Below are 14,162 nucleotides of genomic sequence, written 5' to 3' on the forward strand. Positions count from 1 at the left end.
GTCGATTAGTAAAAACTAACTTGTATCTTTGTTATTGAGGTCTGTTTGGATTGATAGGATTTACTTTATTTCCTGCTCGTAAAACATTTCCTCTTTCGCCTTTAGTTTAGGACCTTTTTTAGCCTTCGGACCCTTGTAGTCAACTCTGGCACGGTCATAAACAGCAGACCCCACGATTTCAGCTACATCTTGAAGCTTTTCTTTACTGATTTTATCAATGGTGTCTTCCGGTGTATGATACCAAGGTTCTGAAGGGCTATGGATAAATAGTGCAGCAGGGATTCCCACTTCAGCAAAAGGAACATGATCACTGCGTCCACCCTGACCATATGGTGTCGCCTCACCGTTTAGTTTTTCACTTGATTTCTGGGCAAGCTCCGTCACGAGGTTAGGCTTCCCATCGAGAGTAAGCATAACAAGGTCACCTGCATCTTTGCTACCCACCATATCAAGGTTGAAGTTAGCTACCGTACGATCAATTTCATCTTCTGATAACGTCTCGACATAGTGTGAGGAACCTAGTAATCCTACTTCTTCTGCACCGAATGTGATAAAGCGGATTTCCGTATCTGTCTGCTCATTCTTCAGGACACGTGCAAGTTCGAGAGTCATCGCTGTACCTGAGGCATCATCGTTTGCCCCGGGAGCTCCGGCTACTGAATCATGATGAGAACCTACGACAATAATATCGTCAGTCGCTTTCTTTTTATTTTTTGGGTGCTTTGTTGCGATCACATTATGAGACGTTTTTTCTCCTGTTTCCGCTCCTTCGATCGTAATGGTAACCGATTTTCCCAACTCAGCTGAAAGTGCTTCACCTTCTGCTTTTGATAGGGAAACTGCCGGCACGAAGTCCTCATTATGTTCCCCTAATGTACCGCTTAATGGTCCATCTGAATGGTTATAAATGATGACTCCGACCGCACCTTTTTCAGCTGCATTTAATACCTTTTCACTAAAACTGATTTCTCCACGTTCAACAAGGGCAATTTTCCCCGTCAGGTCATGGTCTTGAAGATCTTCCTTCTTTCCAAGACCGGCATCAACAAGTTCACCCGTTGCATTCCCACTGACTGAGTATGTAAATGCTCTTGGCGCATACTCCCCTTGTTGACCTTCCACAGACAGCTCAATCGTAGTAGGTGGTGTATAGCCATAAAACGTAAATGGCTGAATTTCTACATCATAACCATACGATTCAAATTGTTCCTTAATATAGTGAACAGCATTTTCTTCAGAATCTGTTCCTGCTACTCGTGGAACCTTTGATAGGTAATCAATGTTTTGATAGATTTTTTCGGCTTCAATCTTTTTTAATAGTTTCTTATCAAAGTGGTCTTGAACATGGTGATATCCGACTTCGCTACTTTTAGCAAAAGCGGGCTGTAACCCAAAGGCTCCAATGGATAGAGTGGCGGCAAGCGTAAGAGATACAATCGGTTTTTTCAACAATCAAATCCTCCTGATAGATTAATAGTTTGAATATACTGAATCATACATTATTTCGTAAAACGAAATAAGAGGCGAAACTACCAGTAAAATTTTACTATTTTTACAATTTATAGGATTTATTTTTTGTAGAAAATAAAAAAATAGAGACCGTTGAAATGTATTCAACAGTCTCTCTCCACTTAATGCATATTACTCAATACCCAAATCGATCCAATGACAATCACAAGGGCGATAAACGCAGCTGACATCATTTTCCCTACCTGCCATCTGCCTTCACCTTCTGTTACGTGCATGAACATAAACAACTGGATTGCAGCCTGGATGAATGCGAGCACAAATACAAGAGCAACCATTACGTTGTACGCAAGTCCTGCGTAAAGTCCAAACCAAACGGCTAAAAATGTCAATGCAATGGATAAGACAAAACCAATGATCTGTGTCCAAGGAATACGACTGTGATTCGCTGTATTCTGTTCCATTATCCCACCATCCCCAGTAAGTACACGCTTGTAAACACGAAGATCCATACAAAGTCCAAGAAGTGCCAATACAAGCTGGATACGAATAGTTTTTTAGCGGTATCTGGATTTAAGCCTTGTCTTTTCACCTGGAACATCACAAGTAATATCCATAGAATACCTAATGATACGTGGAGACCATGCGTTCCGGTCAATAGATAGAAAGAAGACCAGTATGCATTGGTTCCCATGGCGGCTCCCTCATGGATCAAGTGAAGGAATTCCGTGATTTCCATGTAAAGGAAACCTGCGCCAAAGAGCAATGTGATGATCAGCCAGACCATCATCCCTTTGACATTTCTTCTTCTTAATTCATTTATTGATAACCCTGACGTGAAACTACTGATCAATAATAGTAACGTCATGATGATTGTATTCTTCAGATCAAACACTTCAGATGGAAGCGGACCCCCAACCGTGCCGCTTTCAAGGGCAAAGAATGTCGCGAAAATAGTGGCAAATAGAGCTACTTCCGCACCCAGGAAAACCCAGAATCCGAAAATATTCAGTTTCCCGATCTCCGATTGATATTCAAGTGGCGTATTTGGATCTACATTCGTACTATGTGCCATATTCACGCCTCCCTCTTATACGGATTTTCCGTTTTTTCTATTTCTTCCACACTTACATAGTAACCAGCATCCTGTTTGTGTGAGAATAGTGAGCGGAATGCCATGCATCCGAAAATACCGATGAGGGCAAGGATCGCCATCCACCACAGTTCAAATACCAGGCCAAATCCTCCAACGAAGAATAACCCGGACATGATGAATGGTGTCCCTGCATTACTCGGCATATGGATCGGTTTGTACTCAACCTTTTCCGGTTTGCCTGATTCTTTTCTTTCTTGTTTCATATAGTAGAAAGCATCCGCACTCTTCACTTCAGGAACATGAGCGAAGTTATAGTGTGGTGGAATCGCAGAGCTGGTCGCCCATTCAAGCGTACGTCCATCCCAAGCGTCCCCTGATAGTTCACGTTTTGCGAAACGATAGCTATAGTAAACGTTATAGACGATGATCATGAATCCTACTCCCATTCCGAAAGCCCCGACGGAAGAGATGACGTTCAATGCTGTCCAGCCATCTTCCGGTCCGTATGTGTACACACGTCTTGGCATACCTGAAAATCCTAAGACGAATTGCGGTAAGAAACATACATTGAAACCGATAGAGAAGAACCAGAAAGCCCATTTTCCGATTCGTTCATTCATCTTGTGTCCGAACATTTTTGGATACCAGTATACAAGTCCTGCGAAGCAGGCAAACACGACACCGGCAATCAACGTGTAGTGGAAGTGAGCAACCAAGAAGTAGTTATTATGATATTGGAAATCGGCTGCAGCCATACCGAGCATGACACCTGTCACTCCACCAATCAGGAATGTCGGAATGAACGCAACCGACCACATCATGGCAACGGTGAATTCAATCCGTCCCTTGTAAAGGGTACCCAACCAGTTAAATATCTTGATCCCGGTCGGTATCGCAATCGCCATCGTCGAAATCGAGAATACACTGTTAACCGCAGCGCTTCCGCCCATTGTAAAGAAGTGGTGAACCCACACGACGAAGCTTAACCCTGAAATGGCCACAAGTGAGATAATCATTGATTTATAACCAAACAATGTTTTTCTAGCAAAAGTTGCAATGATTTCTGAGAAAATACCGAAAGCAGGCAAAATAACGATGTACACTTCCGGGTGTCCCCATAACCAGAATAAATTCGACCAGAGCATCGGATTCCCTCCGGCTGTAAGCGTGAAGAAATGCGTACCGAATAATCGGTCAAATGTCATCAACGCTAATGTCACCGTCAAGATCGGGAAAGCAAATACAATGATGAATGCTGTGATCAATGTCGTCCATGTGAACATCGGCATACGTAGAAGCGTCATGCCAGGTGCACGCATTTTAATGATCGTGACGACAAAGTTGATCCCCGTTAATAACGTACCAATCCCGGAAATCTGCAAGCCGAGGAGGTAATAGTTAATTCCCGGTCCAGGACTCCCTTCAATCGCCAGTGGTGCATAGTTCGTCCATCCTGCATCCGGTGATCCACCGAATACGAAAGACATATTGAAGAGGATCGCCCCAAACATGAATGACCAGAAGCTCAGGTTATTCAAGAATGGGAATGCAACGTCCCTTGCACCGATTTGTAGAGGGACTACGACGTTCATTAGTCCAAGTAAAAATGGCATCGCCATGAATAAAATCATGATCGTACCATGAGTCGTGAAAATTTCATTATAGTGCTGTGATGATAAAAATTCATTATTAGGCACCGTCAATTGCGCCCTCATTAAAAGCGCGTCCACTCCTCCGCGGAAGAGCATGATCAATGCAGCAATGATATACATGATCCCGATTTTTTTATGATCAACACTCGTGATCCAGTCATTCCACAGCCATTTCCATTTTTTAAAGTACGTAAGGGTCGCAACGATCCCAATAACGGTGAAAACGATGGAAATGTTGGCTCCAAGAATCAACGGATCATTGAGTATTAAATTATCTTTAATAAAATCAAACATCTAGTGTCCTCCTTTCTTAGTGCTCATGTCCTGCGTTATTTTCATGGTCTTTATGCTCTTCTTCGTCATGGTCTTCATGATCTTTCATTCCATCATGGTCTTCATGGTTATCATGATCATCCATGTCTCCGTGATCACCATGATTTCCATGACTTGACTCAGCATTTTTATCCGCACCATGTGAAGATGCCTCCACACCATATTTCTCTCTGATCGCCATGGCATATTCAGAGTTCTTTCCATGGTCAACAAAGGCTAAATGAGTGGATGAAAAGGTCATTTTATCAACCGTGTCAGGCAGCATTAGTTTTTCATATGTTTCTTCGGTTAATTTTGGCTCATTCTCCTGAGCATCTTGAACCCACTCTTCATACTTCTCTTCTTCTAACGCAACAAAATCAAACTTTTGGTGTGTCATTCCTTCACCAGTGAAGTTTGAGTTTCTTCCATCATAAGTACCCGGCTCATCAGCCTGTAAGTATAAATCATTCACCATTCCAGGCATCCCATAAATCTGTCCGCCGATTTGCGGCACCCAGAAGGAAGCCATGGAATCTGCAGCCGTCACCTTGAACAAAATGGGATGATCTTCCGGTACATTGACATAATTCACTGTCTCAATACCTTCCTCTGGATAACTGAAGATCCATTTCCAATCGGCAGCAGTCGCATGGATCACAATCGGATCTTTATGAGCAGTTGCTTTAGGAGCTTCCTTTAGTTCATATAATGCCTTTGTATTTGGGATAGACAAGGCGATAACAATCAGTACAGGAATAAGCGTCCATATAATTTCTAATTTCGTACTCCCGTGCATTTCGGGCTTGTAATCACTATCCTTTTTACTGCTTCGATATTTTAGGAGAATAACAGTAAAGAAGGAAAGAACGACAACCATGATGCCAAGCATATAGTAGATTGACAGCATGATCAGATCTTTCTGCAAGGCCCCAACCGGCCCTTTCGGATCGAGAATGATCATTTCACTACCCGAACTGAATATAATGATGAAAAATAATGAAACCAGACTGATCAAGACAATCAAGTATGGCTTGAATTTATTGAACATAGGGAAATCACCCTCCTTTATGTCGGATTTATCACTGTAGACCTATACTATCAAATTCTATTAAAAGGTACCCTTGTTTCACTAAACTTTAAACAGATTTTCGAAATTTCGTCGAAGTTTATTCACAGAACGGTAACAATGTTGGAAAGAATTGCTCGGGAGACAAAAAAATAACTCTCAAAATTATTCAACAATAATTTTGAGAGCGTTTTATGGACTGATTATTTAGAAAAATAACGTTTTACCCGATTATTCCTACTGCCATTCACCTTCCATTAATTCATTCGTATCCATGAACCTTTCCCGCTAAACATGAATGAATTCCTTTATACCGATAAACTTTCAAGTATCCCCTGCCATCTATTATAAATAGGCGGCTCTTTTTAATGAGCAAGTCCCTGCTGCCTCCTTGAGCTTTGGAGAATAATAGCTGAGCTTTTTAATAAAATAACAGGTTTCTGGAAAATGATGCTCTAAAAAACGGAGAGTGGTTTTATTCAGCAGTTTTTTCTTATTGTATTTCATGACCATCCCAGAGATATACTGACTCATTTCCAATGTCGTTTGACCAACTTCATAGGCAAATTCCCTCTGCCTGGCGAAGCCAGGTTGCTTAAATCTGAGATATCCTTTCAGATGCCGGTTTTGAATGATATATGCTTGATATTGGTTAATATAAGCCTCCGCCTGCCTGCTCGCGTTAATTTCAATGGGATCGAGTACGTTTTGAAATAACACGGCGTGCCCCAGCTGATCTTCAAGCCATAAATCCATCAAATCCACCAACGGAAGCGGCTCCGGCTCTTCCGCCTTCTTCAGATACTCTAAAAGCCGCAAGTATTCCTGGTTTTCTGCAAGCGTGCCATTTAGGTAGGTAGGGGATAAATTAAGATTCACTTTATTATCGATCCTTAACGATTGCAGCATGCCTTCAAAATCAAAATAGCCTTTGGCCACTGGCCAAACTTTATTTGAAAACCGGACCATGGTTTCATCCCGATGGTCTGCTGTACGCGGCACACGGTTCAATAGGTCGATTAGCCCCCCAAATAGTTGTATATACTGCTGTGAAACATCCACATACTCTGCTTCAGCTGCAGATAAGTGGTCCCTGATGAAATAAGCATGGTCCTGTAATACTTCAAGCCAGAATAAGTGCTCCTCCCATGTCGTGATCATTAGATTAGCCACATCTTTACCTCCTTTTTATTATTTATATATTTAATCAGGAGTTAAAAAAGAAGGACTTCATATAGATTAAAGAACGCGCACGAAGATACATAAGTTTTTCATAAAAAAGGAAGAATATTTACCACTATGATGTAAAGGATGTCCTTCTATGAAGAATAGGAAACAAATGATTACGTTAATGACCTTGCTCCCCTGGCTGTCCCTTCCACTTCTGCGCAAAAAAACGTTAAAAAGATTTCTACCCGGCACACTATTTATGTGCGTATATTTAGTAGCAGAGGGCATATTAGCTACCCGGAGGAAATGGTGGTGGTTCCCTTTTTCCATAAAACCGAATGTATTGGCTGAACTGCCATTGATTCTAGGTCCCTTTTTTGTTGGATCATTTTGGATTTTCAAATACACCTACGGGAAGTTCATGTTCTATTTTCTAGTTAATTTGATTGTTGTTTCTTTCTTCACCATCTTCATGTTGAATTGGTTCAAGAGAATCGGATATGTCACCCTGATCAGGTTTACAAGGATACAACTGTCCTTACTCTTTTTATTAAAATCGGTATTGATGTATGGATTTCAGTATTTTTATGAAAAAGTTTTTTCAAAGAGGAGGAAAAAGGAGGACCAAGTGGAAGTTTATAGGTCACCCTGTGGTCCCCGCAGGAAAAAAACCTCTCAACGTAAGAGAACGATGAGAGGTTTTTTCTGCCGTTGCTATTTTCGTATATTTTATTTTCACGCCATTGAAATGAATCTACACTCAGTGCTGTATTCTTTCATCCATAAATTTTCCAGTAGTTTTACCCACAACCATGCTGGTCATGGAGGCCATAATGGCACTTCCGATAATATCAGATGGATAATGATGTCCCAGCCAAATGCGGGAAAAACCTGTCAACACAGATAATACCCACATGATCGAACCAAGGAAACGATCATAAAGAATAATGGACATAGAAACGGCACATGCCAGCAAGGTATGCTTACTTGGAAATGAAGAATCCGTTTTTGAGGGAATTAGTATGCCGACCCTTCGTTTGGCAAATGGACGCGGTTTAAAGTAGAATATATTAACCAAAGTGTGAAGAAACAAAGTAATCCCCGAAGATACCACGGCATTCCAAGACACCCTTCTATAATGTTCATTTCGAAACCACATGAGTATCAAAACAAGTATAAACACATAACGAATCTTTTTTGATAAAAAGATCATCAGCACATCAACCGGGGCCGAGCGTCCAGAAAGCAGGTTGATTGCCCTGAATAGTTTATAGTCCATAAGTATACCTCCATTTATAGATACCAATACAATTCCCTTTTAAATCGTGATGTATGTAATAATCCGTATATGAATTCATTTTTATTGATTTAAAACCAATTCATAAAGACAGTAGTCAATACCTGTTCACAGCATCACCAGTAAACATGTGTTGTAAACCGCTCCAAATGCCTCCTGATTTTGTACTAATAGACGGTCCAAATCATATTCTTATAATAAGAAAACAATAATAAGGAGGGCAAAGTCAGTTGATAAAAGTAAAAGTTGGTTTACAGCCCATCGTAAGTAAGATCAATTTACCCACTGTTTTGAAAACGGCTATACTCCCGGGTGACTCAAAGGAAAGACTATTTATCGCAACCCAGGTTGGGGAAATCTTTTACATAAGAAATGGAGTGATCAGGACCTTTATAGATATACGCTCACGAATTCTAAAATTGGGTGTTTCCGGGCGTGGATATGATGAACGGGGATTACTGGGGCTGGCGTTTCATCCAGATTTTACTTATAACGGTCTCTTTTATCTTCATTATTCAGCCGCCGGAACAGAGGGATCAGGTGCTCTTTCTGATTCTTTTAAGCCTGACCCGTGTGATTCTGCAACATTAAACCTAAGGTGGAGAAACAGAGAAAAGCAATATGATCATATTGATACGATCGAAGAATGGATGTTACAGTCGAATGGAAAACACAGGAAACGTCGGACATTGCTTAATTTAAGAAGACCATTTTATAATCATAATGGGTTCAATAGTTTAAATTTCTCACCCGAAACAGGTAAACTTGTTTTAACAACCGGAGATGGCGGGTCTGGTTATGATCCATTTAACTTAAGCCAGGGCAACCTGGAAATAGCTGGTAAAATAATTGAAATTGATGTAAGTAAGGATACACCCATCAATGAACCGCCCATTGTCACTCGTTTCAATGAACTTCCTACATCTATTCAGGAAACGCTAACTGTAATGGCCAAGGGGGTTCGCAATATACCAGGTATTTCCTTTCAAAGATATTATAATCAATATATTAAATATGCGGGAAATGTCGGACAGAATCTGGTCGAGTCGATTTTCTCATTTGTTCATTATCAACCACTACAGGTTACTCAGCTAGTTCAAGCGTCTTCCATGAACTTCAAATATGACAAAGAAGGTTTTATTAACTTTGGCTGGCGGGGCTGGGAAGGTGATTTTCCTGCTTCGATTATAGGAGCCTGCCCACAAAATCCTGACTTGGATGAGAAAACCATTGCCTTTTACAATGAAGCTGTAACACTTTCAGGGAACCGACTTCATCCATTGACTAGTTATTTTCATAAAGACACCAGACCCGATACGTTTGAAGGAACCGCACTTACAGGAGTCCAGCCTTATATGGGGAAACGAATCCCTGGGTTAACAGGAAGCGTTGTGTTCACCGATCTTGCCCGGAAAGGTTCCACCCCTCAGGTTAGAGGGGCTTTAGCTTACACCACTGTAAGGCGAAATGGTAAACCAAATGAGTTTAGTGTGATACAGACCGATTATGAGTTTGGGTCTCAATCCGCCTATTATGTTAATTTGGGGACGAATCTGAAGCAAACAAGATTATATTTAGGGGTTTATCGCTCTACGAATGTGACTGACCTTAACCAAGGCACTGTTTTTGAAATCATTCCATAATCCTAAATAATCATCCTCTTTAATCTTTTATAAAGGATTAAAGCCAATTCAACCCATAACCAACTATAAAGAAAAGCAAATAAAAATATAATTCCCGTTGTAAGAAATGAAAAGGAACCAGGGGATGCCGGCCCTAATACGGGGAAGCCAAGAATAAATAGCAGACTCATAATTCCTACCATTAAAAGAATGGCACCTGTAGCAACGATACTTATTCTCTCCCCAAAAAAGTGAAAAGCCCCCCCTATACCTATTCCTAATAATCCTGTTGTAAAAGGGTATACAATTAGTTCAGTTGGCTGCAGGATGAATAACAACATCATTGTTAGAAAATAGGATATCATCCCAAATGGAATGGAAAAAATGGAACACAACAGAATAGGTGCAGTGGCAAGCGGACTTATTAAATATCCTATACCTGGTAAAATGCCGCCAGCAGCCTGCAGGATAGCAGCAATACAGGAAAAAATAGACACTAAACTGAACTTCATCGTTTTTTTATGATTTTTGAATATTCGTTGAGATGAACGAACGTCATCAGAAACAGGTTTAAAATCATTCACCTTTCCACCCCACTCAAATTGGTATCAGTTACCCTACATACTATTTACCATTTATTAGAGGCGGAACTATTATTAATGATCTATCTATTTCTCATCTTAGCATCGGTTTGTGGAGGAAAAAAGCTGTTACGTAATAATAATTTGATTTCCTTTGCAAAAAAAAAGCCAGGCCATATTGGCCCGCTTTATAGTTGACTATTATTTTCATTTTCCTAACCATTTCTTGATTTCCTCTTTATTGTTTTCAAATCCAATAAAATTCTTTACAAGCTTTTTCTTACCGAATAGTCCTCTCTTGTAAAAGGCAAAGGATGGAACCACCCTTGAGCCAGAAATCTCTCTAAGGTCTTTTTCAAACCTTTCCTCTTCGCCTACATTTTTATGAACATAGTCAATGTTATGTCCGCTCAAGTATTCTTTAGCAGCTTGACAATCAGAACAGGTCGGACGGGTATAAAGCTCTAATATAAGGTTGTTACCCATTTGTATCCTCTGCTCCTTTCTTATAGAACTAAACTCCTGATGGTTTGAAGCCTTTCAGGCGAAGGGCGTTCAGCAACACGGATACGGAGCTGAAGCTCATCGCTGCTCCTGCGATCATAGGATTTAGTAAGGGGCCTCCAAACAGATACAGGATTCCCATCGCAATTGGAATACCTAGGATATTATAACCAAACGCCCAGAAAAGGTTCTGCTTGATGTTCTTTATGGTCGCTTTACTTAGTTCGACGGCTGTCGGTACGTCCATGAGGTCACTTCTCATCAGGACGATGTCTGCCGACTCCATCGCCACGTCTGTACCTGAGCCGATGGCAATCCCGATATCAGCTTGCGCAAGGGCGGGTGCATCGTTTATTCCGTCTCCGACCATCGCCACTTTCCTGCCCTCTCCCTGAAGCTTCTTGACTTCATTGGCTTTGTCTTCAGGCAGTACTTCACTCAGCACGCGGTCGATTCCGACTTCTCTCGCAATGGCTTCCGCGGTCCGCTTATTGTCTCCCGTGATCATTGCCACCTGGAGTCCCATTCTGTGAAGCTTTTCAATCGCTTGAACACTTGTTTCTTTCACCGTATCGGCTACTGCAATGATGCCCGCGATTTCCTCTTCGATGGCGATGTACATCGGTGTTTTACCCTCGGCAGCGAGCCGGTCCGATACTTCTGCCAATTCACCGACTTCGACTCCATTTTCATCCATCAGCTTGCGGTTTCCAAGCAACAGATCGTCTCCGTCTACCGTCACTTCGATTCCCTGGCCCGTAATGGCATCAAAAAAGTCAGTCTTGCGGAGGGAGAGTCCTCTTTCCTCTGCCTCCCGGACAATCGCTTCTCCAAGAGGATGCTCAGATCCTTTTTCAGCTGAAGCAGCAAGAATCAGGAGTTCTTCTTCTGAAATGAATTCTGACGTGACGATATCCGTCACCACCGGCTTTCCTTCTGTAATGGTGCCGGTTTTATCGAATACGATGGTTTCGATTTTATGTGTCGTTTCAAGGGCACCACCGCTTTTAATCAACACGCCATTTTCCGCACCTTTCCCTGTACCGACCATAATCGCCGTTGGTGTCGCGAGTCCCAGCGCACAAGGACAGGCGATGACGAGAATAGAAATCGCGATCGTAAAGGCGAAAAGACCTGATTCCCCTGCTATATACCAGGCGAGTCCGGAAAGAATGGAAAGAACGATGACGATAGGAACAAAATAACCTGAAATGATATCCGCCATTTTGGCAATCGGGGCTTTTGAACCCTGAGCCTCTTCGACCAGCTTGATGATTTGTGATAATGCCGTATCCTTACCGACTTTGGTTGCCTCGTATCGGATGGTGCCATTTTTATTAATGCTTGCACCGATGACGTTCGAGCCACTCGTTTTCTCAACAGGGATACTTTCCCCTGTCAGCATCGCTTCATCGACGGAGGTCTTTCCTTCAGTCACCACTCCATCGACGGGGATTTTTTCACCCGGCTTTACGATGATGTTGTCTCCGACTGCCACTTCTTCCACCGAAATCTCGACTTCTTCTCCATCTCTTACGACAGTCGCTGTTTTAGGGGCGAGCCCCATCAGCTTCTTGATGGCTTCAGACGTTTTCCCTTTCGATAGAGCCTCAAAATATTTCCCCAATGTAATGAGGGTGAGGATGACGGCTGCCGATTCGAAATAGAGGTTCTCTGCATAGCCTTCACTGCCTGCTATGATCATGATGGTAGCGAATAAGCTGTAAAAAAAGGCAGCCCCTGTCCCCAGTGCAACCAGTGAATCCATATTGGGATGTCGTTTGACAAGTGTCTTAAAGCCAACGCTGAAAAAAGGTTTTCCCATCATCATGACGGGAACCGTAAGAACCAGTTGAAGTAAGGCAAATCCAGACGGGTTAACCATCGGATCGATGGCCTCGGGTAGAGGCATCCCAAACATATGCCCCATGGAAACCAGCAGCAGGGGAACTGTGAAGACGGCTGAAACCCAGAAGCGTTTCCACATCGTCTTGATGTGCTGCTCTTTCTTATCCCTGTCTTCGTCCACTGTATCTTCTGCGTCAGCGTCCTCGTGCGCTTCGTACCCGGCATCTGAGACCGCACCCTTGATATCGGACACGGTGACGACGGCAGGATCGTACTCAATGACCATTTTCTCTGTCGCCATATTGACATTCGATTCTTTGACTCCATCGAGCTTTCTTGTTGCCTTTTCCACGGATTGCACACAGGATGCACAGGTCATGCCAGTCACGCTGAACGTCTTTTTTTCCATTTCAGAGACCGCTTTGTAACCTGCATCATCCACTGCTTTCTTGATCTCTTCAAGTGAAAGTTCATTTTCATCATAGGTGATATTCAATTTCTCCGTTGCAAGGTTTACGCTTGCTTGTTGAACACCGGGCAATTTCTTTGTTGCTTTCTCAACGGCCTGGGAACATGAGGCACAGGTCATCCCTTCGATGCTTACTGTTTTGTCCGTCATTGTGCCAACCACCTTTTATTATTTACTTGGTTGTGTTGCATATCCCGCATCGGAAACGGCTTTACTCAAGCTCTCAGGAGATTGCTTCGATTCATCATACTTCACCTTTGCCGCTCCATTTTCGAGATCCACTTTTGCTTTTTCCACTCCATCCAGACCATTCAGGACCGTTTCTACCTTTTTTACACAATTTCCACATGTCATTCCAGATACGTTCAATAAAGTTTTTTCCATTGTTAAAACACTCCTCTATTTTTTAAATGATGGCATTTCATGCCGGGATCTTTCTTGCATGTACACTGTCCGGGTACGCAATTGCATGCGATCTCATCAACAGCATCTTTTTTCTTCGTTTGTAGAACTTGTTGGAGCAAGGCAATGTCATCATGACTCAGCGTTGCTTCTTCAATCAAATCGGCAATCGTTTTGCCGACTGCCCTGCTGCATATATGAGTGAATAATCCTGACTTCAGTGTCTTTAGGCTTTCTTCCTCACTGACTCCCGCCCTGTAAATGAACCGGTTGCCGATTTTCTCAGTTGTCAGCATTCCTTTTTTGACCAGACGCCCAATAAAGGTTTTCGTCGTTGCCGGCTTCCACTCTTTCTTTTCCCGCAGGACGGCGCTTATTTCCTTACTGGTCACTTCTTTGAGCGTCCAGACGACTCTCATGACTTCCCATTCAGAATCCGTGATTTCCGGTTTTTCTTCTTCGGGCAATGAACCCCCCTCCTATCTGTTTACATTTGTAATCGATTTACATTTACAGTTTACAACTGTAATCGTTTTTGGTCAACTGATTTGTTCTGTATTTTTTAAAATGGGCAGTTATTGGACGATTAGATAACATTTTTATTCTGTACCACTTGTTAAATTCTATAAACGTATTTACCTGTTGGCCGTTATAAAAAAGAGATGAGCCTATT

13 protein-coding genes are annotated in these 14,162 nt (G+C 42.2%); 1 reads left to right on the top strand and 12 read right to left on the bottom strand.

Translation table 11 applies throughout. The annotated features are described in order from the left end of the window. Window positions 1-60: 60 nt before the first annotated feature. From ACCB35_RS18905 to ACCB35_RS18935, 7 genes are all read right to left on the bottom strand, one after another. Window positions 61-1,449, bottom strand: coding sequence for a M20/M25/M40 family metallo-hydrolase (locus ACCB35_RS18905; RefSeq protein WP_374054854.1), 1,389 nt, complete (start codon window positions 1,447-1,449; stop codon window positions 61-63). Window positions 1,450-1,631: 182 nt separating this feature from the next. Next, window positions 1,632-1,931, bottom strand: coding sequence for a cytochrome aa3 quinol oxidase subunit IV (gene qoxD / locus ACCB35_RS18910; RefSeq protein ID WP_374054855.1), 300 nt, complete (start codon window positions 1,929-1,931; stop codon window positions 1,632-1,634). Beyond that, window positions 1,931-2,542 carry a cytochrome aa3 quinol oxidase subunit III gene (gene qoxC / locus ACCB35_RS18915; RefSeq protein WP_044338257.1) on the bottom strand — a complete coding sequence of 204 codons (612 nt, stop codon included), beginning with the start codon at window positions 2,540-2,542 and terminating at the stop codon, window positions 1,931-1,933. Before qoxC ends, qoxD begins: the two co-directional genes overlap by 1 nt. Before the next feature lie 2 nt (window positions 2,543-2,544). Further along, window positions 2,545-4,509 carry a cytochrome aa3 quinol oxidase subunit I gene (qoxB, locus tag ACCB35_RS18920; RefSeq protein WP_374054856.1) on the bottom strand — a complete coding sequence of 655 codons (1,965 nt, stop codon included), beginning with the start codon at window positions 4,507-4,509 and terminating at the stop codon, window positions 2,545-2,547. Window positions 4,510-4,525: 16 nt separating this feature from the next. Further along, window positions 4,526-5,578 (bottom strand): cytochrome aa3 quinol oxidase subunit II, encoded by a 1,053-nt coding sequence (gene qoxA, locus ACCB35_RS18925; RefSeq protein ID WP_374054857.1) that lies wholly within the window; start codon window positions 5,576-5,578, stop codon window positions 4,526-4,528. A gap of 363 nt (window positions 5,579-5,941) precedes the next feature. Next, entirely contained in the window at window positions 5,942-6,769 is an 828-nt protein-coding gene (locus ACCB35_RS18930) for a DUF2935 domain-containing protein (RefSeq protein WP_374054858.1), read from the bottom strand. Window positions 6,770-7,526: 757 nt separating this feature from the next. Continuing rightward, window positions 7,527-8,045: an undecaprenyl-diphosphatase gene (locus ACCB35_RS18935; RefSeq protein ID WP_374054859.1), complete on the bottom strand. Its 519-nt coding sequence runs from the start codon at window positions 8,043-8,045 to the stop codon at window positions 7,527-7,529. Between the two features lie 248 nt (window positions 8,046-8,293). Here ACCB35_RS18935 and ACCB35_RS18940 point away from each other — a divergent pair, with 248 nt between their 5' ends. Continuing rightward, entirely contained in the window at window positions 8,294-9,706 is a 1,413-nt protein-coding gene (locus ACCB35_RS18940; protein WP_374054860.1) for a sorbosone dehydrogenase family protein, read from the top strand. A gap of 2 nt (window positions 9,707-9,708) precedes the next feature. Here ACCB35_RS18940 and ACCB35_RS18945 read toward each other — a convergent pair whose 3' ends face one another. The 5 genes from ACCB35_RS18945 to ACCB35_RS18965 form a co-directional block, all read right to left on the bottom strand. Next, window positions 9,709-10,269 carry a hypothetical protein gene (locus ACCB35_RS18945; RefSeq protein ID WP_374054861.1) on the bottom strand — a complete coding sequence of 187 codons (561 nt, stop codon included), beginning with the start codon at window positions 10,267-10,269 and terminating at the stop codon, window positions 9,709-9,711. A gap of 204 nt (window positions 10,270-10,473) precedes the next feature. Further along, the gene (locus tag ACCB35_RS18950) at window positions 10,474-10,752 is read right to left on the bottom strand and encodes a glutaredoxin family protein (protein ID WP_374054862.1); all 279 of its coding nucleotides are present in this window, start codon (window positions 10,750-10,752) and stop codon (window positions 10,474-10,476) included. Between the two features lie 28 nt (window positions 10,753-10,780). Next, window positions 10,781-13,237 carry a heavy metal translocating P-type ATPase gene (locus ACCB35_RS18955; protein WP_374054863.1) on the bottom strand — a complete coding sequence of 819 codons (2,457 nt, stop codon included), beginning with the start codon at window positions 13,235-13,237 and terminating at the stop codon, window positions 10,781-10,783. Between the two features lie 18 nt (window positions 13,238-13,255). Then, window positions 13,256-13,471, bottom strand: a complete 216-nt coding sequence (locus ACCB35_RS18960) for a heavy-metal-associated domain-containing protein (RefSeq protein WP_044338265.1) — start codon at window positions 13,469-13,471, stop codon at window positions 13,256-13,258. A 2-nt stretch (window positions 13,472-13,473) separates the two neighbouring features. Next, window positions 13,474-13,956, bottom strand: coding sequence for a CopY/TcrY family copper transport repressor (locus ACCB35_RS18965; protein ID WP_374054864.1), 483 nt, complete (start codon window positions 13,954-13,956; stop codon window positions 13,474-13,476). Between the last annotated feature and the right edge of the window lie 206 nt (window positions 13,957-14,162).

The sequence above is a fragment of the Rossellomorea sp. FM04394 genome (genome assembly GCF_041889765.1).
GTDB lineage: Bacteria > Bacillota > Bacilli > Bacillales > Bacillaceae_B > Rossellomorea > Rossellomorea aquimaris_B.